Source organism: Brevundimonas sp. (assembly GCF_041648115.1).
Taxonomy (GTDB): domain Bacteria; phylum Pseudomonadota; class Alphaproteobacteria; order Caulobacterales; family Caulobacteraceae; genus Brevundimonas.
Window position 1 is genome coordinate 153,035 of record NZ_JBAZPR010000002.1, and the last position, 21,243, is coordinate 174,277.

The following is a 21,243-nucleotide window of genomic DNA, read 5'->3' on the forward strand; positions in this document are numbered from 1 at the left end:
CCTGTCACAGAATATAGGGGGTGCGGACGCCCGGCTCGTCGGTCGGGAAATCCTTGGTGTTGCGAGTGACCAGCAATCGACCGGTCGTTTGCGCCGCAGCCCAAATGATGGCGTCGGGCAGTTTGAGGCGCTGCGTCTTGCGCAGTGAAACGGCGCGCTCCGCCACCGTGCCGTTCAGACCGATCACGGTGAACTCGTCGAGGAATTGGCGAGCCGGTTCTGCCAGATGGTCGGGAATGCCGACCATCACTTCCATCCAGCTGATGATGCTGATGGCGCGATCTTCGTAGCGGTCGATCTCCGCCTTCGCCTGCGGGAACCCCCTCAGATGGTCCACGAGGATGTTGGAGTCGAAAAGCGCGGCTACCATTCGCTGCGAAGCTTCTCTTGGAACTCCAGGCCATCCGGTCCGTCGGCCCACAAGCCGAAGGCTTCCTGAACGCCCTTGCGGCGGTGACGGGCCAGATAGTCGTCAATCGCCGCGCGGATCACAGCCGCGCGCGGACGCTGCTCAAGCTTGGCAAGGTCGTCGAGAGCGGCGACCTGAGCCTCGTTTGCATCCACTAGAATACGCATTCTAGGCCTCCATGATATACTGAGTATATATCATATGTGGCACCTTACCCCATCCACAAGGTCGCGGGATGTTCCAGCAGCCCCTTGATCCGCTGCACGAAGACCGCCGCATCATGCCCGTCGACGATGCGGTGATCGAAGCTGGAGGACAGATTCATCATCTTGCGCACGACCATCTGACCGTCGCGGACGACGACCCTTTCGGCGATCTTGTTGGGGCCGACGATGGCGACCTCGGGGTGGTTGATGATCGGGGTGTGGACCACCCCGCCCAGCGTGCCCAGGGAGGTGATGGTGATGGTCGAGCCGGACAGTTCCTCGCGCTTGGCCGTGCCATCCTTGGCCGCACCCGAGACGCGGGCGATCTCCAACGCCGTGTCATAGGGGTCGCGCGCCTCGGCGTGGCGGACCACCGGCACCATCAGGCCGTTCGGCGTCTGGGCGGCGATGCCCAGATGGACCGGGGCGTGCTGGGTCAGGACGCCGGCCTCGTCGTCATAGGTGGCGTTGATCTGCGGCTGGTCGCGCAGGACGACGACGATGGCGCGGGCGATGAAGGGCAGCAGGTTCAGCTTGGGCTGGTCCTTTTGCTTCGTCGCATTCAGGTGCGCGCGAAGCTCCTCCAGCGCCGTGACATCGATCTCCTCCACATAGGTGATGTGGGGAATGCGGCGCACGCTCTCGGCCATCTTCTCCGCGATCTTTCGGCGCAGGCCGATGATGCGAACCTCGGTGGTTCCCTCCGCCTTCGCGTAGGTCGAGGCGCCGCCGGATGGGGCGGACGCCGGCTGCGAGCCGCCACGCGCGATGAAGCCGTCCAGATCCTCGTGCGTGATCCGCCCGGCCGGGCCGGAACCGGGCACGAAGGTCAGGTCCACGCCCAGATCCCGCGCGCGATTGCGCACGGCCGGCGAGGCCGAGGGGCGTTCACCCGGCGCGCGGCCGGTCAGGGCGGGAACAGGCTTGGACGGGGTCGTCACCAAAGTCTTCGAAATCGCACGCGCAGTCGTCGAAGTCGCAGCGGAAACCGTCGTCGAATTCTCTGCCGGTTTTGGAGCCGGTTTCGACGCCGCGACGGGCGTCGAGACATTGCCCCGACCCTCGACATCGAACGCGACCAGCGGCCCGCCGACCGGCACCGACTTGCCCGCTTCGCCGTAGATGGCGACGACCGTTCCGGCGACCGGCGAGGTGATCTCGACGGTGGCCTTGTCGGTCATGATGTCGGCGATGATCTGGTCTTCCTCGACCGCATCCCCAACCTTGACGTGCCAGCCGACCAGCTCGGCCTCGGCCGTGCCTTCGCCGACGTCGGGCAGTTTGAAGATGTAGTTGCCGGTCGGGGTCTGGGGGGCGTCAAGAGCCCCTCCATCCCGCTTCGCGCGGTCCCCCTCCCCACTGACGTGGGGAGGAGACGATGCCGCCACTGCCTCCTCCCCGCGCGAAGCGGGGGGAGGTGGCTCGGAGCGCAGCGGAGAGACGGAGGGGTTCTGGGCTTCATCCGCATTCCCCGTCCCCTCAACCTCGAACTCCACCAGGGGCCCGCGCACCGGCACCATGGCGCCGGGCTCACCGTGCAGGGCGACGACCTTGCCGCTGACCGGGGCGGTGATCTCGACCGTGGCCTTGTCGGTCATGATGTCGGCGACGATCTGGTCCTCGGCGACCGTGTCCCCGACCTTGACGTGCCAGCCGACCAGTTCGGCCTCGGCGGTGCCTTCGCCCACGTCGGGCAGTTTGAAGACGAAACGACCCATCTTAACGACCTCCCGTCATGACGCTCTTCAAGGCGTCTGCGACCCGTTGCGGTCCGGGGAAATATTCCCATTCGAAAGCATGGGGATAGGGCGTGTCCCAGCCCGTGACGCGCGCGATGGGCGCCTCCAGGGAATAGAAGCAACGCTCCTGAACCAGGGCCGACAGTTCACCGCCGAAGCCCGAGGTCTTGGGCGCCTCGTGCACGATGACGCAGCGGCCGGTCTTCTTAACGCTGGCCTCGATGGTCTCGATGTCCAGCGGCACCAGGCTGCGCAGGTCGATGACCTCGGCGTCCACGCCGGCGTGTTCGGCGCCGGCCAAAGCCACCCAGACCATGGTGCCATAGGCCAGGATGGTGACGTCGTTCCCCTCGCGCATGACCCGCGCCTTGCCGATGGGCTCGACATATTTTCCGGTGGGGACCTGGGCCAGATCCTGGGCTTTCCACGGCGAGACCGGCTTCTCGTGCCAGCCGTCGAACGGGCCGTTGTAGAGGCGTTTCGGCTCGAAGAAGACGACCGGATCGTCGTCCTCGATGGCCGCCGTCAGCAGGCCCTTGGCGTCATAGGGATTGCTGGGAATAATGACCTTCAGGCCTGCGATGTGGGTGAACAGGCTTTCCGGCGACTGGCTGTGGGTCTGGCCGCCGAAGATGCCGCCACCGTAGGGCGAACGCACCACGATGGGGCTGGTGAACTGACCGCCCGAGCGGTAACGCATCTTGGCCGCTTCCGAGACGATCTGGTCGTAGGCCGGATAGATGTAGTCGGCGAACTGGATCTCGACGACCGGCCGCAGGCCATAGGCGCCCATGCCGATGGCGGCGGCGACGATGCCGCATTCCGAAATCGGGGCGTCGAAGCTGCGGGTCAGGCCGTGCTTCTGCTGCAGCTTGTCTGTGACGCGAAAGACCCCGCCGAAATAGCCGGCGTCCTCGCCAAACGACAGGACGTTGGCGTCCTCGGCCATCTTGACGTCGATGGCCGAGTTCAGGGCCTGGATCATGTTCATCGGCACGACGCCCGAGCCCGTCGCCTGCGAGGCGGGGGCTGCGTTCTGGTCGACCATGTCCGGCTCGACGCCGTCGTTGCGATCGGCGTCGGTGAAGGTGGTTTGCTCAGCCATGGTCAGACCCCCACCTCGCGGCGCTGTTCGATCAGCCGCCAGTCCTCGGTCGCATAGACCTCTTCGAACATCGTCTTCACGCTGGGGCGCGACTGGCCCAGGGTGCCGATGGCTTCGGATTCCTTGCCGGCGGCGCGAACCTGTTCGACGGCGTCCTTCAGGGCGGCCGTGTGACGTTCGTCGTCCCACTCGCCGATGACGGTCAGGTGCTGGCGCAGCCGTTCGAGCGGATCGCCCAGCGGCCATTTCTCGTGCTCGTCGCCGGGGCGATAGCGGCTGGGGTCATCGGAGGTCGAGTGCGGGGCGCCGCGATAGGTGAACAGTTCGATCACCGTCGCACCCTGGTTCGAACGGGCGCGCTCCTCGGCCCACTGGGTCGCCGCCCAGACCGCCAGGAAGTCGTTTCCGTCCACCCGCAGGGCCGGCAGGCCATAGCCGATGGCCTTGGAGGCGAAAGTGGTCTCCAGCCCGCCGGCGATGCCCTGGAAGGAGCTGATGGCCCACTGGTTGTTGACGACGTTCAATATGACCGGGGCGCGATAGACGGAGGCGAAGGTCAGGGCGTTGTGGAAGTCGCCTTCCGCCGTGGCCCCGTCGCCGATCCAGCTGATGGCGATCTTGTCGTCGCCCTTATAGGCGCTGGCCATGGCCCAGCCGACGGCCTGCGGCACTTGCGTGCCCAGATTGCCGCTGATGGTGAAGAAGCCATAGTCCTTGGCCGAATACATGATCGGCAGCTGGCGGCCTTTGATCGGGTCCGCCGCGTTAGAATAGATCTGGTTCATCATCTCGACCAGCGGATAGCCGCGCGCGATCAGAAGCCCCTGCTGGCGATAGGTCGGGAAGCCCATGTCCTCGCGGCTCAGGATCATGCCCTGGGCAACCGCGATGGCCTCCTCCCCGGTGCACTTCATATAGAAGCTGGTCTTGCCCTGGCGGTGGGCCCGGTGCATCCGGTCGTCGAAGGCGCGGGTCAGGATCATGGCCTTCAGGCCGCGACGCAGGGTCTCAGCGTCTAGACGCGGGTTCCACGGCCCGACGGCGTTTCCTTCGTCGTCCAGCACCCGAATCAGGCGGAAGGCGAGATCGCGCATCTCATAGGGCGTCGATCCGACCTCGGGCCGTTCGACCACGCCGGCGGGGTCCATCAGCAGGTGGCTGAAGTCCGGCGCATCGCCGGGTCGGCCGGACGGTTCCGGCACGCGCAATGACAGGGGCTGACTGTTCTTTTTCACGTTTTCGTCGTTCATGCGGGCGTCCATATCCATTCGGGGTCCGTCCGTGTTTCCTCTGGACGTGTGATAACACGGCCCCTAAGCAGGTGCTCGCTCAAATTGACCTTGCACAATCCCGATATCGGGTATTTTATTTCGCGATAATCATAATCGGAGAAACGCATTGGCCGACGAACTCGACCCCATCGACGCCCGCATCCTGGATATCCTGCAACAAGACGCCGGGCTGTCGGTCGCGGAGGTCGCGGATCGCGTCGGACTGTCGGCCTCGCCCTGCTGGCGGCGGATCAAGCGGCTGGAAGATTCCGGCCTGATCACCAAGCGGGTCACCCTGCTGAACGCGCAGCTGCTGGGCCTGGACTTCGAGGTCTACGCCATCGTCAAGCTGATGCTGCCCTCGGCCGACAATCTGAACCTGTTCGAAGCCGCCGTGGCCAAATGGCCGGAGGTGGTCCAGTGCGCGACCATCACCGGGCGCGAGGACTATGTGCTGCGGATCATCACCTCTGACATGCACGCCTTCGACCTGTTCCTGCGCGAGAAACTGCTGGCCCTGGGCATCGTCTCGGACTGCGAAAGCCACATCGTCACGCGCGGCGTGAAGAATGTGACCGCCCTGCCTCTTGGCATCATCACGCCTCACGTCGGATAAGAGGTCTCAGGCGACTACGTTCGCCAAAGGGACCAAGACCATGATCGAACTCGTGATCGACGCGCGCCGCAAGGACCTGGGCGGGTTCGAGGTCGGGCGCGTCCTGCCCTTCCATTCGCGCCGGATGGTCGGGCCCTTCATCTTCCTGGACCAGATGGGGCCGGCCGAGTTCGCAGCCGGAGCCACGGCCATTGACGTGCGGCCGCACCCGCATATCGGCCTGTCGACCCTGACCTATCTGTTCGAGGGCGAGATCATGCACCACGACAACCTCGGCTATGATCAGGCGATCCGGCCGGGCGAGGTCAACTGGATGACGGCCGGCAAGGGCATCGTCCATTCCGAACGCACCGATCCGCTGAGAAAGAGCACCGGCGGGGCGATGCACGGGATGCAGGCCTGGGTCGCCCTGCCCGACGAGGCCGAAGAGACCGATCCGGCCTTCCATCACCTGGGCGAGGACGCCCAGCCCGCATACGAGAACGGCGGCCTGTTCGCACGTCTGGTGGCGGGCGAGGCCTATGGCGCCAAGGCCGCCGTGCCGGTGTCGTCGCCGTTGTTCTACATCCACTGGGAGCTTCAGCCCGGCGTCCGCACCGCCCCGCCGTCCGGCAAGGGCGCCGGGGGCATGAGCGAACGCGCCCTCTACGTGGCCAAGGGTTCCATCGAGGTCGGCGACCGCACCTTCCACGAGGGTCAGATGATCGTGCTGGAGCCGACGGCCGAACCGACCGTCAAGGCCCTGGTCCAGTCGACCGTCATGGTGCTGGGCGGTGAGCCGGTGGGCGAGCGGCTGATCTGGTGGAACTTCGTCGCCTCCAGCCAGGCTCGGATCGATCAGGCCAAGGCCGACTGGAAGGCCGGGCGGATGAGTCTGCCCCACGCCGACGACCTGGAGTTCATCCCCCTGCCCGACGAGCCGACCAAGGCCCAGGCCGCCCCGGCGCCGGTCGAGCCCAAGCCGACCGACCCGGTCTAGTGGCAAAGCACTGACTTTCTCCCTCCCCCTGCGGGGGAGGGTGGTCGAGCCGAAGGCGAGACCGGGTGGGGGCGGCAGGGCGACGCCCCACAGACCTTTCTTGTCTCAAGGCCAGTGCGTCCCTGCCGGGCCGCCCCCACCCCGTCGCTGCGCGACGCCCCTCCCCGAACGGGGAGGGAGAAACCAGCGCGATCCCCACTCTATTTGCCCCCGCTCCCGCAACCCGCTAACGCCTGCGCCATGAACTTCGATTTCGACGCCCAGGTCACCGCCGCCCTGTTCGACAACTCCGGCGCCGTCTTCGCCCTCGGCGACGGCTCGATCCGGTTCGAGGACCGGACGCGGGTCGAGGCCCACGACGGCGCCGTGCTGTGCGCCTGCGTCCACCCGTCCGGCGACGGCGTGGTCACCGGCGGCGACGACGGCAAGGTCGTCTGGAGCCGCCGCGACGAGGATCCGGTCGTCCTGGCGACGGCCAGGAACCAGTGGATCGACGCCATCGACGCCTCGCCGGCCTCGGGCCTGATCGCCTTTTCCTTCGGCCGCACCCTGTCGGTGATCGATCCCAACGAGGTGGGCTTCCGTCGCGACTTCCAGCACGAGCGCACCGTCTCGGGCGTCGCCTTCGAGCCCAAGGGCCGACGCATCGCGACCTCGACCTATGGCGGGGCGGCGCTGTGGTATGCGCGGATCGAGAAACAACAACCGGTCAAACTGGCCTGGGCCGGATCGCACACCGGCGTCGCCTTTTCGCCCGACGGCGCCTTCGTCGTCACGACGATGCAGGACAATCAGATGCACGGCTGGCGCATCAAGGACGCCAAGAACCTGCGCATGGGCGGCTATCCGGGCAAGGTGCGGTCGATGGCCTTCCTGGCCAATGGTCAGCTGATGGCGACCTCGGGCGCGCAAGGCGCGGTCCTGTGGCCCTTCATCGGCTCGAACGGGCCGATGGGGCGTGAGGCGACCGAGATCGGCTATGACGACACGACCCTGGTCAATCTGGTCTCGGCCCGCGCCGATCAGGGCCTGCTGGCCGCCGGCCTGACCGACGGCCGCGTCTGGGTGGCGCATCCGGCGGCCCAGGGGCTGAACTTCGTCAAGGCCGAGAAGGGGCCGGCCATCGTCGCCCTGTCGCTCAGCCCCGCCGTCGACAAGGTCGCCTGGGCCGACGAGGACGGCGCCGCCGGCGTCGCCATCCTCTGATGGCGAAGGGTCGCAAGAGCTGGCGTCGCGTCGTGCTGACCGCCCTTCTGATCCTGGCCCTGATCCCGGTCGCCGGGGTGCTGATCGTCGCCGTCGCGCCGCCGCCGCCGACCATACTGATGCTGCGCCAACTCGCTCGCGGCGAGGGCATGGACTACCAGTGGCGTGGCCTGAACCAGATTTCGCCCAATCTTGTGAACGCCGCCATCGCCGCCGAGGACGCCCGTTTCTGCAGCCACCACGGCTTCGACATGGAGGCCATCCAGAAGGCGCTGGACCACAACGCGGAGGGCGGACGTATCCGGGGCGGATCGACCATCAGCCAGCAGACGGCCAAGAACGTCTTCCTTTGGCCGGGCCGCGACTGGATCCGCAAGGGGCTGGAGGCGGGCTACACCGTCCTGGTCGAGGCGGTCTGGTCCAAGCGCCGGATCATGGAGGTCTATCTGAACGTGGTGGAATGGGCGCCTGGCGTCTATGGCGCCCAGGCCGCCTCGCGCCACTGGTTCGGCAAGGACGCTCGTGATCTTAGCCCACGCGAGGCCGCACGCCTGGCCGCCATCCTGCCGGCTCCGCGTCGCTACGAAGCAGCCGCGCCCGGCCCCTATGTCCGCCGAAGGGCGTCTCGCATCCAGGCCGCGATGGGCACGGTGCGCAACGAGGGGCTGAACGCCTGCGTCGTCGGGCGGGGCTGACGCCAAAGCCTGGTTAACCCTTCCCCTTGAGGCTTCCCTTAACCGCCCGATGGCACATTGAGCGCTATTCGGGCGATCTGCGCCCTCGGGGATGATCATCGTGAAGGCTTTCACACGGATCGGCAAAGCGGTTCAGGGCCTGCGCAATCTGGCGGCGCGCCTGTCGTCCAACCGAGCGGGCAATGTGGCGATGATCTTCGCCCTGGTCATGCCGGCCTTGGTGATGGTCACCCTGGGCGGCATCGACATCAACCGCATCACCACGGTCAAGGCCCGCGTTCAGGACGCCCTGGACGCCGCCGCCCTGGCCGCCGCGCGGTCGTCCTATACTGATCCCGATGACCTGCAGGCCGTGGCTGTGGTGGCCTTGCGGGCCAATCTGCGAAACGCCTCGGTCGAGCCGTTCGCCGACGATGCGGTCAAGATCGTCCTGACCAAGGACCAGCTGATCGTCGCCGACATGCAGGTTCAGGTGAAGACGCTGGTCGCCAACGTCTTCCTTCCGCCCTACGGCAAGATCTTGGACGACACCCTGCCGGTCAGCGTCCATTCCGAGGTCAATCGGTCTTCCAAGGACATCGAAGTCTCGCTAGTTCTCGACATCACCGGCTCGATGGCCAGCAACAACCGCATCGGCGACCTGAAGAATGCGGCGAACCAGTTGGTCAAGCTGGTGGTTCAGCCGCCCGCCAAACAGACCCCCTACTATTCACGCATGGCCATCGTCCCCTATTCGATCGGGGTCAATGTGGGATCCTGGGCCGACGGCGCACGTGGAGCACCGGTCGCCTCGACTAATATAACCGGCGCGTCCTGGGCGGCGGCTGCGGCGAAGTCGATCGGCGGCATCACCCGCGCCTCGCCCGGCGTCGTCACCGCAAACGGTCACGGACTGGCGAGCAACGACTACGTATGGATCAGCAGCGTCAACGGCATGACCCAGATCAACAACCGCGCCTACCGCGTGGTCCGCATCGACGCCAACAAGGTCTCGCTGCAATACCAATCCGGTGGCAACTGGTATGCGCTGAACACGAACAGCGGCTACAGCAGCTACAGCTCCGGCGGCCAGATCCGCAAATGCACCCGCGAAGACTGTTTCGTCACCGTCACCTCGCGCAATCACGGCCTGTCCGAGGACGAGGGCGTCCAGATCGCCGGCGTCAACGGCATGACGGCGCTGAACACGACGAATGAAGGCCTCTACGAAGTCTTCGAGAAGACATCCAACGACGCCTTCGTCCTGCCTGTCGCCGGCGCGACCTATGCCGACTACACCAACGGCGGAACCGTCCAGTGCGGCCGCGACGGATGCGCCAAACGGGTCTTTCGGGATGCGCAATACAATCGCCTGACGGCATTCGACAACACCACTTGCGTCAGCGAGCGTACAGGATCGCAGGCCTATACCGATGCTGCGCCAAGCAGTTCCAGCTACGTCGGCCGGAACTATGCCGCCCCGCAACGCACGACGCCTGTCAGATCAGCGGGCAATCCATGCCCAGCGGCCACGATCCAGCCTCTGACGTCCAACATCGACACCCTGACGACCCTGGTGAACGGGCTGTCCGTCACGGGCTCTACATCCGGCCAGATCGGTCTGGCCTGGGGCTGGTATGCGGTCTCGAACCAGTTCAACAGCCTGTGGTCTTCGAACCCGGCCGCCGCCTATGCGCCGACCAAGGTGCTGAAGGCCGTGATCCTGATGACGGACGGCGAGTTCAACACTCCTTATTGCGGCGGCGTCATCGCTCGCGATGCTGGTTCAGGCTCGGGCAATCTCTTCGACAAGATCGCCTGCGACGCGACCAACGGCGACCCGTTCGACCAGGCGGCCCAGCTCTGCACCAGCATGAAGGCCAAGGACATCATCGTCTATACGGTCGGGTTCTCGATCACCCCCGGCAGCGAGGCCGCGACGATCCTGAGCACCTGCGCCACCGACAAGGACAAGGCCTTCCTGCCGCAGTCGGGCGCGGACCTGTCCAACAACTTCCAGGCCATCGGCCGCGACATCACCCGGCTGCGGATTTCCCGCTGACGGCCTACAGCAGGCGGATTTCCCGCAGGCGCTCGGTCAGATAGTCCTCGGCCAAGATGGTCTTGCCCGCATAGCGGTCGGGATTGTCCGGCGTAATGGCGCTGGGCAGGGTCTCGATGGGGAAGTCCGGGTTGAAGTGCAGGAAGAAGGGCGTCGAATAGCGGGCGAAACCGCGACGCTCGGGCGCAGGATTGACCACGCGATGGGTCGTCGACGGCAGGACGTGGTTGGTCAGTCGCTGCAGCATGTCGCCGATGTTGACGACCAGAGCGCCAGGCGGGGGCGCGATGTCCAGCCAACTGCCGTCTTTCTCCTTCAGCTGCAGGCCGGCTTCCTCGGCGCCCAGCAGCAGGGTGATGACGTTGATGTCCTCATGGGCGCCGGCGCGGACGCCCGGCGCATCGGCGGGCACCGGCGGATAGTGCAGCATGCGCAGGACGCTGTTGCCCATCTCGACCTTGTCAGCGAAGAAGTCGTCGCCCAGCTTCAGATAGCGGGCGATGGCGCGCAGGATCTTGGCGCCCAGGGCGTCCAGATCCTCGAACATGCCATAGAGATGCGGCTTGAAACCTTCGACCTCGGTCGGCCAGACGTTGTCGCGCATGTAGCGGCGATAGGGATGCCCTTCGGGGAGTTCGCGGCCGACGTGCCAGAACTCCTTCAAGTCGACCGTCTTGGCGTCCTTGGCCGCCTCGACCCCGAACGGCGTCAGGCCGCGCGCTCCGCCGGTGCCCGGCTGGTGATACTGGCGCTTCACGTCCTCGGGCAGGGCGAAGAAGGCCTTGGCGTCGTCGATGGCGGCGGTGATGCGCGTCTCGTCCAGCCCATGATCGGCGACAACCGCAAAGCCGTATCGTGAGAAGGAGGCGCCCAGGGCGTCGCTGAACGCCTGAAAGTCGGCGTCGTACTGGGTCATCGACACGGGCGTGATGGCGCGGCCGGCGGGGCTGTCGTTCAGGGTCGTGCTCACGGACGTCCTCGATCTGGGAATGTGCGGCGGTTCCCATACGCCTAATCCGCGCCCTTGTCAGTTCATCGTCGAACGGGGTCGCCAAGGCCGTTCACGCGCCATACAGCTTGGAACCTTCACAGTAAGCATACGTTTCCGCGCCAGAACTCATTAACCAAAGGACCATTCCATGCGCGCCAAGATCATCGTCGCCAGCGTCTCGATCGCCGCACTGCTGGGCGCCGCCGCCTGCACCACGACCGACCCCTATCGCTCGGGTCCCGTTCGCAACAACACCGGAACCGGCGCCATCGCCGGCGCTCTGGGCGGCGCGCTTCTGGGCTATCTGACCAACACCTCGAACGGCGAGCAGGGCCGCAAGAACGCCCTGATCGGCGCTGGCGTCGGCGCCCTGGGCGGCGCGGCCGTGGGCCAGTACATGGACCGCCAGCAGCGCGCCATGGAGGCCGAACTGTCGGGCTCCGGCGTCGGCGTGGCGCGCCAGGGCGACGTCCTGGTCCTGCGCATGCCGTCGGACGTGACCTTCGCCACCAACCAGTCCTCGATCGATCCACGCTTCCTGCCCGTTCTCGACGACGTGGCGCGCGTGCTGCAGCAGTATGACCAATCGACGGTGGACGTGATCGGTCACACCGATTCCTCGGGCGGCGATGCGATCAACCAGCCCTTGTCGGAACGCCGGGCCGGCAGCGTCGCGTCCGAACTGGTGCGTCGCGGCGTCATCGCCCAGCGCCTTTATGTCGCCGGGAACAGCGCGCGTAATCCGATTGCGTCGAACGCCACGACAGAGGGCAAGGCGCAGAACCGCCGCGTGGAAATCCTGATCCGTCCGTTCACCGGCTGATCGACGGCTTCATCTTAAGACTTGGGGAAGGGCGGCGTCGCAAGGCGTCGCCCTTTCTTTGTTCAATCACAGGCTTCGTGATTTGCGCGCACTGGCACACCATGGTTCTCGATCTCATCGGATCATGGGAACGACGCAGTGACGCCTGAGGATCGGGAGTTCGGGCAAGGCCTGAAGCTGACCGCCATCGCGGTGATCAGCGCCGTCTTGACGGCGACCCTCGTCATCGGCGCCGGCCAGGCGCTCTTGCGCGGCTTCGAACCGATCATCAGGCTGGAAGCAACCGTCGTCTCGCACGCACCTGCCGAATGATCCTGCTCCCCTTGTTCTGACGATCTCTCCGGCAAAGAAAAACGCCGCCTCCTTTCGGAAACGGCGTTCTGTCTTTCGACGACTTCGAGATCCGAAGATCGACCCGGAGAGAAGTCCGGATCGATCCCCCCAGAGGTCTTAGAAGTTGATGTCGATGGTCGCGCGGCGGTTGAGCGGTTCACGCACACCGTCGGCGGTCGGCTTGGCCAGGTTGGTTTCGCCCTTGCCGTCGAGGGCGATGACGCCGCCGTTGACGCCAGCAGCAACCAGCGAGTCCGCGACGGTGCGCGAACGGCGGTTGGACAGACCCAGGTTATAGGCGGCCGAACCCGAGGTGTCGGTGTAGCCGACGATCACGACGCGCGTCGGACGACCCGACTTGGCGTAGTTGGCGGCCTGCGTCACCACCGAACGGGCTTCCGCCGTCAGGTCCGAGCGATCCCAGTCGAAGTAGACCACGAACTGGCGAGCGACCGGTGCGGGCGGTGCAACCGGAGCCGGCGGCGGGGGCGGAGGCGGCGGGGGGGGCGGAGGAGGCGGGGGAGGCGGCGGCGGCGGCGCATCTTCCGCACCGAAGCTGTAGCGCAGACCCAGGGTCACGGTGTGCGACTGATCGTAGTCGCCATCCCATTCGCCGAACTGCGTCGCGCCCGGACCCGTGCCGACCGTGGTCGAGGCGAACGAGGCGTCGCCCGTCAAGTAACGGTAGGTCAGGTCGATGTTGGCGCGATCGGTGACCGCCCAGGCCAGACCGGCGATCGCTTGAGCGGCGAACTTGGTCGAGTCGTCGTCAGCCGTGAAAGTCGCGCCGCGGTTGGCGCGCAGGAAACCATTGGTGTCCGTCTTGACGTAGTTCACACCGGCGCCGAGGCCGACGAAGGGACGGATGCCCCAGGCTTCGTAACCGAGGTCATAGATGACGTTCGCCATCAGGGTGGTGGACTCGATATCACCTTCAGGCGAGGTGCACGGGCCGGTCGCCGGCGTCACATTGCAGAGGCCTTGCGTGCCCGAAACGGCACGAACGCGACCGATGTCGCCCGAGCGGTAGCCGCCTTCGAGTTCAACGCGCCAGTTGGGGTTGAAGCGATAGCCGAGACGGGCGAACGCCGCCCAGCCGTCGTTCACTTCATAGTTCCACGACGCGCCGGTCGTCGACGACTCGGCGTTGATGTCGTCGATCATGTGGTAACCGGCGTCGATCGCGCCGTACCAGCCATTCGGTTCTGCCGACGCAGCGCCAGCCGACAGGGCCAGGGCGGCCGCTGCGCTGGAGGCCAGCACGAAAGTCTTCATACGCATAGGGGGTAGCCCTCCGCCTCTGTTATAGTAGGGGCGGGTCTACCGCCTAGGCCGGTCTTACCAGCCTTGCTGTAGAAGGTCGAGGCGGAAACGTGACCGATATCAACTGTGCAGCGCTCACCGTGGCGTTGATGCTACAGGTAAATTTGTCAGTTTGTCGATGTTTCGTTAACTGCTGGACCAGCGAACGTCACAATCTCAAAACGCGTGACAGCCAACTCATCCGGGTGGGCGGCGCTACATCATAGTTTGCCCGCTCATTCCTGCACGACCTGCATGCCTAGCCACTCTGCGATCAAGGCAGGCTTGTCGGCGCTCTCGATTTCCACAGTCAGCTCGTGCTTCAACACCCACCTGCCGCCGCCCTTGTCCTCTGCGGCCAATAGCTTGAACCGGCCACGAATGCGTGCCCCTGCCGGAACCGGAGCCAGGAACCTCAGCTTGTCGAAGCCGTAGTTGACACCCATCGTCACACCATCCAACGGCGCGACCGCGTCGTAGCTCATGGCGGACGCCAGACTCAGTGTCAGAAAACCATGCGCTATGGTTCCGCCGAACGGCGTCACCCTGGCCGCCTCGGGATCGACATGGATGAACTGGTGATCCTCGGTGCAGTCGGCGAAGGCGTCGATCCGGGCCTGGGTGACGTCGAACCATTTCGACACCCCGACCTCCTGGCCGATCAGTCCCTGAAGTTCACTGGCCTTGGTCATCGCGCCCTCTCTCTTTTGCTTTGAGAAGAGGTTGGCCGACCGGCGCCATGAAGGAAAGACCCTCAGCCGCCGAACCGACCTTCGATGATGTCGGCGTACAGCGTCGGATCGACATTGCCGCCCGACAGGATGATCGCCGTCGTCAACCCTTCCGTCCCGATCTTTCCGGCCAAAAGAGCCGCCAGGGACACCGCGCCACCGGGCTCGATCACCAGTTTCAAATGACGGAAGGCGAACCGCATCGCCTCCGCGACCTCTGCGTCAGACACTGTGATCGCGCCGGCCAGCCGTTGATTGATCGGCCAGGTCAGCACCCCCGGCATCGGCGACATAAGCGCATCGCAGATCGACGGCGCGCCTTGCGGATGCCCGACCCGCGCGCCCGCCGCCAGCGACCGCGCCGTATCGTCGAACGTTTCCGGCTCCACCACGAACACCTTCGTCGAAGTACTGCGCTCGGCCATCACCAGATTGATCCCCGCCATCAGCCCGCCGCCGGAGGCGCCGCACAGCAACTGATCGAACGGCGCATCGGCCTGATCCAGCATTTCCAGCGCCGTCGTTCCTTGTCCTTCGATTACGAAGGGATCGTCGAAGGGCGGAACCAGTATCGATCCGCGCTCGGCGGCGATGCCCGCGCCGATGGCCTCGCGGCTCTCGGTCCAGCGGTCGTAGAAACGCACTTCTCCGCCGAAATCGATCACCCCCTCGACCTTAACCTTGGGGGAATCCGACGGCATGACGATGATGGCCGGCATCCCGACGAGGGCAGCGGCGGCGGCTACCCCCTGCGCATGGTTGCCGGACGAGAAGGCGACCACCCCGCGCGCCTTCTCCTCGGCGCTCAGCCGGCTGATGCGGTTGTAGGCGCCGCGAAACTTGAAAGCCCCGGCGCGCTGGAGGTTTTCGGCCTTCATCAGTACCCGTCCGCCGACCACGGCGTTCAGGGCGGGGCTTTCGAGCAGCGGCGTGCGGACAGCGACGCCGTCGATCTGGCGGGCGGCGTCGAGGACGCCTTCATAGCTGGGCAGACGCGTCGTCATATGCTCCCCTTAGCCCAAGGTCCGAGCGCCGCGTAAGGCGTCCAAGGGAGAAACGTCTTGAGCCTGATCCTCGCCATCGACCAGGGCACGACCTCGACCCGCGCCATCGCCTTCGAGATCGCGCCTCAAGCAGCGCGAAGCGCGGTAGGCGAAAGAATGGGGGATTTGCGCCCCGTCGCCGTCAGCCAGATCGAACTGGCCCAGCATTTCCCCAAGTCCGGCTGGGTCGAACACGATGCTGCCGAGATCTGGACCGCGACCCTTCAGACCTGCCGCGAAGTGGTGCGAAAGGCCGGCGGGGTCGCCCGTTTCGCCGCCATCGGCATCACCAACCAGCGCGAGACGGCGGTGATCTGGGACGCCGCGACGGGCGAGCCTTTGCATCGCGCCATCGTCTGGCAGGACCGGCGCACGGCCGACGTCACCGCCCGCCTGACCACCGAAGGACATGAGCCCATGGTCCAGGCCGCGACCGGCCTGATCCTCGACCCTTATTTCTCGGCGACGAAATTCGCCTGGCTGCTGGACGCCGTGCCGGGATCGCGCGAGCGCGCGGCCAAGGGCGAGGTCAAGCTGGGCACGATCGACGCCTGGCTGATCTGGAAACTGACCGGCGGCCGGGTCCACGCCACCGATGCGACCAATGCGTCGCGCACGGCCCTGATGGATCTGAAGACGGTCGAATGGCGCGACGACCTGTGCGCCCTGTTCTACGTGCCGCGCGAAGCTCTGCCCGACATCGTCCCCTGTGCGGGCGTGATCGGCGAGACCGATCCGGCGCTGTTCGGCCGCCCCCTGCCTATCGCCGGATCGGCGGGCGACCAGCAGGCGGCCCTGGTCGGCCATGGCGCGTTGAAGGCCGGCGACGCCAAGATCACCTATGGGACCGGCGCCTTCCTGGTCGCCAATGTCGGGGCCAAGCCCGTGGCCTCGACCCGGCGGCTGCTGGGCACGCTGGGCTATCAGGCCGACGGCGAGACCGCCTATGCGCTGGAGGGGTCGATCTTCTCGGCCGGGTCGGCGATCCAGTGGCTGAGGGACGGGGTCAAGCTGATCTCCGAGTCGCGTCAGTCGGAGGCGATGGCGCAGGAACTGCCCGACAACGGCGGGGTCTATATGGTGCCGGGCTTCACCGGCCTGGGTGCGCCGTGGTGGGAGCCGGAGGCGCGGGGAACCGTCGTCGGGCTGACGCGGGATTCCGGCCCGGCTCATTTCGTTCGCGCGGCGCTGGAGGCCCTGGCCTATCAGACGCGAGACCTGCTGGACGCCCTGGCCCAGGACGGCGCCCCCCCGCTGAAGATGCTGAAGGTGGACGGCGGCGTCACCGCCAACAGTTTCGCCATGCAGTTCGTCGCAGACATCTGCGAGGTCGAGGTCGAGCGGCCGGCGTTTCAGGAGATGACGGCTCTGGGCGCGGCGCGCCTGGCGGCATTGGGCGTCGACCTGCTGCCCGATCTGGAGGCGCGCCCGGCGGAGGCGCCCGCCTGCTGGAAACCGCGCATGAAGACTGACGAGCGCGAGCGTCTGCTTTCCGGCTGGCGCCGCGCGGTGAAGGCCGCCATCATCGCCGCGCCGGACCGGGCCTAAGATCCGGGCGGCTCAAAGGAAACACCAAAGAACGGACCGGGCCGCCCATGACCGACGCCTCTTCCCTCGACGCTCAGACTGCCTTTTCCGGCACGCGCGAGGTCGATCCCCGCTACCGGCTGGACGAGGCGGCGCTGGACGCCTGGATGGCCGCCCACGTCGCGGGCTACGCAGGCCCGCTGGCGGTGCGCCAGTTCAAGGGCGGCCAGTCGAACCCGACCTATGAGCTGACCACGCCCGCCAAGAGCTATGTCCTGCGGCGCAAACCGCCGGGCGTCCTGTTGCCCAGCGCCCACGCCGTGGACCGCGAGTTCCAGGTCATCTCCGCCCTCGCCGCCCAAGGCTTCCCGGTGGCGAAACCCCACGCCCTGTGCCTGGACGAAGCCGTTATCGGCTCGATCTTTTATGTGATGGACAAGGTCGAGGGGCGGATCTTCTGGGACCTGAAACTGCCCGGCCTGACGCCCGCAGAACGCCGCGCCGTCTACGAGGCCCAGACGGATACCCTGGCCCGTCTGCACGCCTTCGACCCCGCCGCCATCGGCCTGGGCGACTATGGCAAGGCCGGCAACTATTTCGCCCGCCAGGTCGGGCGCTGGACCAAACAATATCACGCCTCGGAAACCAAGCCTGTTCCGGCCATGGACCGGCTGATCGCCTTCCTGCCCGACAGCCTGCCGCCCGAGGGGCCGAGCCGCATCGTCCACGGGGACTTCCGCCTCGACAACATGATCCTGGCGCCCGAGCGCGCGGAAGTGCGGGCCGTGCTGGACTGGGAGCTGTCGACCCTGGGCGATCCGATGGCCGATTTTTCCTATCTGCTGATCGCCTGGGCCATTCCGGCCAGCTTGCGCAACGGCCTGGCCGGCGCCGATCTGGAGGCCTTGGGCATCCCCTCTGTCGAGGAGACGGTCGAACGCTACGCCGCCGCCACGGGGATGCGGCCCGCCAATCTGGAATGGCTTTACGCCTACAACCTGTTCCGCCTGGCGGCCATCTGCCAGGGCATCGCCGGCCGAGTCCGCGACGGCACTGCCGCCAGCGCCCACGCCAAGACCATGGCCGCCCAGGTCGGTCCGCTCAGCGACGCGGCCTGGGGTTTCGCGAAGAAGGCCGGCGCCTAATCCCTGACGGCGGCGCCCAGGATGCGCTTGTCGGTCTTGCCCTGGACCAGCACCGCAACCGCCTCGCCGGAGCGAGAGGGGGGCAGGGTATAGAGCATGGGTCGGCCGCGCCATTCGCCCAGGCGGGTGACACCGCGCACGACGTTCATGTGCCGCATCGACTGGCCGCGATTTTCGCCTTGGCGGACCTCGACCACCTGAGGGCCGGGCGTATAGGTCACCGCCACCACCTCGGCGCCGCCGACGGGGGCGCGGCCCGAGCCGACGCCGACGCCGTTTCCGTTCTCGCGGAACTCGATCTGGGGCGGCCAGGCCTGGCGCACGGCTTCCTGGCCGATAGCGGTTTCAAGCTCAAAGCTGCGGGCGCCCGACATCTGACGACGGCCGTCGATCACCACCTGGGGCGTCGAGACGCCGCGCTGGCGCAGGGCGGCGCGATAGGCGCGCTGGCGCTGAACGAACTCCGGGCGGGCGAAGGTGTCGGTCCAGCCCAGATAGTCCCAATAGTCGACGCCATAGGTCAGGGCGATCACGCCAGGCTGGGCCGCCGCCTTCTCGACCGCCGCATTGGCCTCGACGCAGCCGCCGCAGCCTTGGGCGGTGAACAGTTCGACCACCACCGGCGGGCCGTTGGTCACGGCGTGACGCGGCGCAAGCGGCGGACGCACCACAGTCGGCTGGGCCGCCGAGGCGACGGACATGAGGGCGCCCGCCATGACCGTGCCCGCGATGATCCAGCCCTTGGTGTTCATGCCGTCGTTCTTACCCCAGGCCCGATGCGGAACGCCTCATAATCGCGTGACCCACTTTCCTCAGCTCTCAGTCCATCAGCTGTTGCGACAGATAGACATAGTGCCTGGCCCAGCGGCGAGCGTTGGCGACCGGGTCGGCGTCGTTGGAGTGACCGCCGGCCGTGTCCTCGAAATAGAGGTGGTCGTGGCCCTGATCACCCAGGCGGGCGGCGAATTTGCGCGCATGACCGGGGTGGACCCGGTCGTCGCGGGTGTTGGTGGTCAGATAGACGCGCGGATAGGCCACGTCGGGCCGCAACTGCTGATAGGCCGAATATCGGGCGATCCAGGCGGCTTCTTCCGGGATGCGCGGGTCGCCGTATTCGCCGATCCAGGACGCCCCGGCCGGCAGTTCGTGATAGCGCAACATGTCCACCAGCGGGCTTTCGATCACCGCCGCATTGAACAGTTCGGGATGCTGGGTGATCGACACGCTGGTCAGCACGCCGCCGTTCGAGCGGCCATAGATGCCCAGGCGACGCGGGCTGGTGACGCCCCGCCGCTCCAGATCGCGCGCCACGGCGGCGAAGTCGTCGAAAGCCTTCTGGCGGTTCCCGTCCAGCGCCGCCTGGTGCCAATCCGGCCCGAACTCGCCGCCGCCGCGGATATTGGCCTGGACGAAGACGCCGCCCCGCTCCAGCCACAGCTTGCCCATCTCGGGCTTGTAGGCCGGGTTCAGACTGACCTGGAAGCCGCCATAGCCCAGCATGATGGTCGGATTCGACCCGTCCAGCTTCATGTCGCGCGGACGGGTGATGAAATAGGGAATCTTGGTCCCGTCGGTCGAGGTCGCCTCATATTGCTCGGTCACGTCGCGCGACGCGTCGAACTTGGCCGGCGCCGATTTCAACGTGGTCAGGGTCGCTGCGTCCGCATCAGCCAGGCTGAGGGTCGGCGGCACCAGGAAGCCCTGGGTCGAGACGAAGACTTCGCCGCGAGATTTGGATGAGTCGCCCAGGCCGACGGCGAGGTTGTCGGGGACGTCGATGTTTTGTGCTTCCCAACGAGCGGGGCGACCGGCTTGGTGGCGATAGATCGTCAATCGGCCTGCGACGTTGTTGGTCGTCGCGATAACAAGGCGGTCATTCAGCACCGCGACCTGCTGCACGGCTTGACGTGGGGCCGGCATCAGCACTACGGGCGAAGGACCATCTGCCGTAATCACAAGTCGGTCACTCGATTTGACCAACTGGCCTGCATGATAGGCCAACACGGTGCCAGCGGGGATGGTGGCGCCGTTGAACGTCCATGCCTCTTCTGTAGAAAAAATCAGACGCCCTTCTAGAACGCCGTGAACCGAAACACGTTCGGGAAGGTCAAGTTGAACTGGGCCGCCATCCGAAAGCATCCACGTCTCTGACCGGAAGGTGTCCAGAGGGCGGGTGATGATGACGGCCGTCACCTTGCCGTCCTTGTCGCGATAGACGGCGGGGCTGACGCCGTAGCCGCCGTCGCCCTGTTCGCCGCGATAGACCTCGGTCGCCTGGGCCAGGGTCTGGCCGCGCTTCAGCGTCTTTACGATGAAGGGATAGCCCGACTCCGTCATTGTTCCTGCGCCGAAATCGGTTGCGACCAGGAGCGTGTCGCGGTCCAGCCATTCAATGCGGTGCTTGCCCTCGGGCAGGCTGAAGCCGCCGTCCATGAAGCGTTTGGTCGTCAGGTCGAACTCGCGCACGACCACCGCATCCTTGCCGCCGTCGGACAGGTTGATCAGGCAGCGGGTTTCGTCCGGCGCCAGGCAGTCGGCGCCCTTGAAGACCCAGTCCTTGCCCTCGGCCTTGGACAGGGCGTCGATGTCCAGCAGAGTCTCCCACTGCGGCGTCGCGGTGCGGTAGCTGTCCAGCGTCGTGCGGCGCCAGACGCCCTTGGGATTGGTCGCGTCCTGCCAGAAGTTGCCGACGCCATCGCCCAGGAAGCTGGGCGTGGGGATGCGGTCGGTGGCAGTCAGGATGGCTTCGGCCTCTGCCCGGAAGGTCTCGTAGCGCGGGTCGCCGGTCAGGACGGCGAGAGACTTGCGGTTCTCCTCGGCGACGAAGGCCATGGCCTCAGCCCCGTCCACCTGCTCCAGCGCCAGGTGATCGTCCGCCGCCGCCACGCCTGCCGGGGTCAGGTCGCGCGGGAAGTGGGGTGGGGGAAGTTGCGTCGTCAAAGCGGCGCCATCTGGCCCAGAACAGTCATAACAGACCGGCTTGTCTTGCGCCGGAGCCGTCGCGGTCTGTGCGAGCACGGGCGTCGTCCCGATCAGAAGGGCCGGAATGGCGGCGGACAGGATCAGGTGACGCATTCGAAA

General features: G+C 66.3%; 20 protein-coding genes. 9 read left to right on the top strand and 11 right to left on the bottom strand.

Going from position 1 to position 21,243, the window contains the following annotated elements; translation table 11 throughout:
* Positions 1-4: 4 nt before the first annotated feature.
* From WC597_RS02225 to WC597_RS02245, 5 genes are read right to left on the bottom strand one after another with little or no spacing between them, the layout of a single operon-like run.
* Complete coding sequence (locus WC597_RS02225) at positions 5-370, bottom strand: type II toxin-antitoxin system VapC family toxin (protein ID WP_372691566.1); 366 nt, start codon at positions 368-370, stop codon at positions 5-7.
* The gene (locus WC597_RS02230; RefSeq protein WP_135194230.1) at positions 364-576 is read right to left on the bottom strand and encodes a ribbon-helix-helix protein, CopG family; all 213 of its coding nucleotides are present in this window, start codon (positions 574-576) and stop codon (positions 364-366) included. Before WC597_RS02230 ends, WC597_RS02225 begins: the two co-directional genes overlap by 7 nt.
* A 44-nt stretch (positions 577-620) precedes the next feature.
* Entirely contained in the window at positions 621-2,333 is a 1,713-nt protein-coding gene (locus tag WC597_RS02235; RefSeq protein WP_372691567.1) for a 2-oxo acid dehydrogenase subunit E2, read from the bottom strand.
* Between the two features lies 1 nt (position 2,334).
* Entirely contained in the window at positions 2,335-3,402 is a 1,068-nt protein-coding gene (locus WC597_RS02240) for an alpha-ketoacid dehydrogenase subunit beta (RefSeq protein WP_372691737.1), read from the bottom strand.
* Positions 3,403-3,461: 59 nt separating this feature from the next.
* Positions 3,462-4,709 carry a thiamine pyrophosphate-dependent enzyme gene (locus tag WC597_RS02245; protein ID WP_372691568.1) on the bottom strand — a complete coding sequence of 416 codons (1,248 nt, stop codon included), beginning with the start codon at positions 4,707-4,709 and terminating at the stop codon, positions 3,462-3,464.
* A gap of 148 nt (positions 4,710-4,857) precedes the next feature.
* On the opposite strand from WC597_RS02245, the gene WC597_RS02250 reads away from it, so the two are divergent.
* The 5 genes from WC597_RS02250 (at position 4,858) to WC597_RS02270 (ending at position 10,267) form a co-directional block, all read left to right on the top strand.
* Positions 4,858-5,346 carry an Lrp/AsnC family transcriptional regulator gene (locus WC597_RS02250; protein ID WP_135194232.1) on the top strand — a complete coding sequence of 163 codons (489 nt, stop codon included), beginning with the start codon at positions 4,858-4,860 and terminating at the stop codon, positions 5,344-5,346.
* 40 nt (positions 5,347-5,386) lie between these two features.
* Positions 5,387-6,325, top strand: coding sequence for a pirin family protein (locus WC597_RS02255; RefSeq protein WP_372691569.1), 939 nt, complete (start codon positions 5,387-5,389; stop codon positions 6,323-6,325).
* Positions 6,326-6,565: 240 nt separating this feature from the next.
* A complete protein-coding gene (locus WC597_RS02260) occupies positions 6,566-7,531 on the top strand; it encodes a WD40 repeat domain-containing protein (protein WP_372691570.1) in 966 nt (321 codons plus the stop codon).
* On the top strand, positions 7,531-8,226 hold the full coding sequence (gene mtgA / locus WC597_RS02265; protein WP_372691571.1) for a monofunctional biosynthetic peptidoglycan transglycosylase: 696 nt from the start codon (positions 7,531-7,533) through the stop codon (positions 8,224-8,226). Before WC597_RS02260 ends, mtgA begins: the two co-directional genes overlap by 1 nt.
* 100 nt (positions 8,227-8,326) lie before the next feature.
* The gene (locus WC597_RS02270) at positions 8,327-10,267 is read left to right on the top strand and encodes a ubiquitin-activating E1 FCCH domain-containing protein (RefSeq protein WP_372691573.1); all 1,941 of its coding nucleotides are present in this window, start codon (positions 8,327-8,329) and stop codon (positions 10,265-10,267) included.
* Between the two features lie 4 nt (positions 10,268-10,271).
* Here the strand turns inward: WC597_RS02270 and WC597_RS02275 are convergent, their stop codons facing one another.
* On the bottom strand, positions 10,272-11,183 hold the full coding sequence (locus tag WC597_RS02275) for an isopenicillin N synthase family dioxygenase (protein WP_372691738.1): 912 nt from the start codon (positions 11,181-11,183) through the stop codon (positions 10,272-10,274).
* Positions 11,184-11,406: 223 nt separating this feature from the next.
* Between WC597_RS02275 and WC597_RS02280 the strand changes: the two genes are divergently transcribed.
* Together WC597_RS02280 and WC597_RS02285 are read left to right on the top strand one after the other, a co-directional pair.
* On the top strand, positions 11,407-12,081 hold the full coding sequence (locus WC597_RS02280) for an OmpA family protein (RefSeq protein ID WP_372691574.1): 675 nt from the start codon (positions 11,407-11,409) through the stop codon (positions 12,079-12,081).
* Between the two features lie 138 nt (positions 12,082-12,219).
* Entirely contained in the window at positions 12,220-12,393 is a 174-nt protein-coding gene (locus WC597_RS02285; RefSeq protein WP_372691575.1) for a hypothetical protein, read from the top strand.
* 138 nt (positions 12,394-12,531) lie between these two features.
* Here WC597_RS02285 and WC597_RS02290 read toward each other — a convergent pair whose 3' ends face one another.
* The 3 genes from WC597_RS02290 to WC597_RS02300 all read right to left on the bottom strand — a co-directional run bounded on the left by WC597_RS02290 (position 12,532) and on the right by WC597_RS02300 (position 15,451).
* Positions 12,532-13,689, bottom strand: a complete 1,158-nt coding sequence (locus WC597_RS02290) for an outer membrane beta-barrel protein (RefSeq protein ID WP_372691739.1) — start codon at positions 13,687-13,689, stop codon at positions 12,532-12,534.
* A gap of 263 nt (positions 13,690-13,952) precedes the next feature.
* A complete protein-coding gene (locus WC597_RS02295) occupies positions 13,953-14,408 on the bottom strand; it encodes a MaoC family dehydratase (RefSeq protein WP_372691576.1) in 456 nt (151 codons plus the stop codon).
* A 62-nt stretch (positions 14,409-14,470) separates the two neighbouring features.
* The gene (locus tag WC597_RS02300; protein ID WP_372691577.1) at positions 14,471-15,451 is read right to left on the bottom strand and encodes a threonine/serine dehydratase; all 981 of its coding nucleotides are present in this window, start codon (positions 15,449-15,451) and stop codon (positions 14,471-14,473) included.
* A gap of 63 nt (positions 15,452-15,514) precedes the next feature.
* On the opposite strand from WC597_RS02300, the gene glpK reads away from it, so the two are divergent.
* Together glpK and WC597_RS02310 are read left to right on the top strand one after the other, a co-directional pair.
* Positions 15,515-17,038 (top strand): glycerol kinase GlpK, encoded by a 1,524-nt coding sequence (gene glpK, locus WC597_RS02305; RefSeq protein WP_372691741.1) that lies wholly within the window; start codon positions 15,515-15,517, stop codon positions 17,036-17,038.
* 47 nt (positions 17,039-17,085) lie between these two features.
* On the top strand, positions 17,086-18,162 hold the full coding sequence (locus WC597_RS02310; RefSeq protein ID WP_372691578.1) for a phosphotransferase family protein: 1,077 nt from the start codon (positions 17,086-17,088) through the stop codon (positions 18,160-18,162).
* Here the strand turns inward: WC597_RS02310 and WC597_RS02315 are convergent.
* The gene (locus tag WC597_RS02315; RefSeq protein WP_372691579.1) at positions 18,159-18,914 is read right to left on the bottom strand and encodes a DUF1223 domain-containing protein; all 756 of its coding nucleotides are present in this window, start codon (positions 18,912-18,914) and stop codon (positions 18,159-18,161) included. The two genes, WC597_RS02310 and WC597_RS02315, sit on opposite strands and share 4 nt — an antisense overlap.
* Before the next feature lie 67 nt (positions 18,915-18,981).
* Positions 18,982-21,237, bottom strand: coding sequence for a prolyl oligopeptidase family protein (locus WC597_RS02320; RefSeq protein WP_372691580.1), 2,256 nt, complete (start codon positions 21,235-21,237; stop codon positions 18,982-18,984).
* Positions 21,238-21,243: the final 6 nt, after the last annotated feature.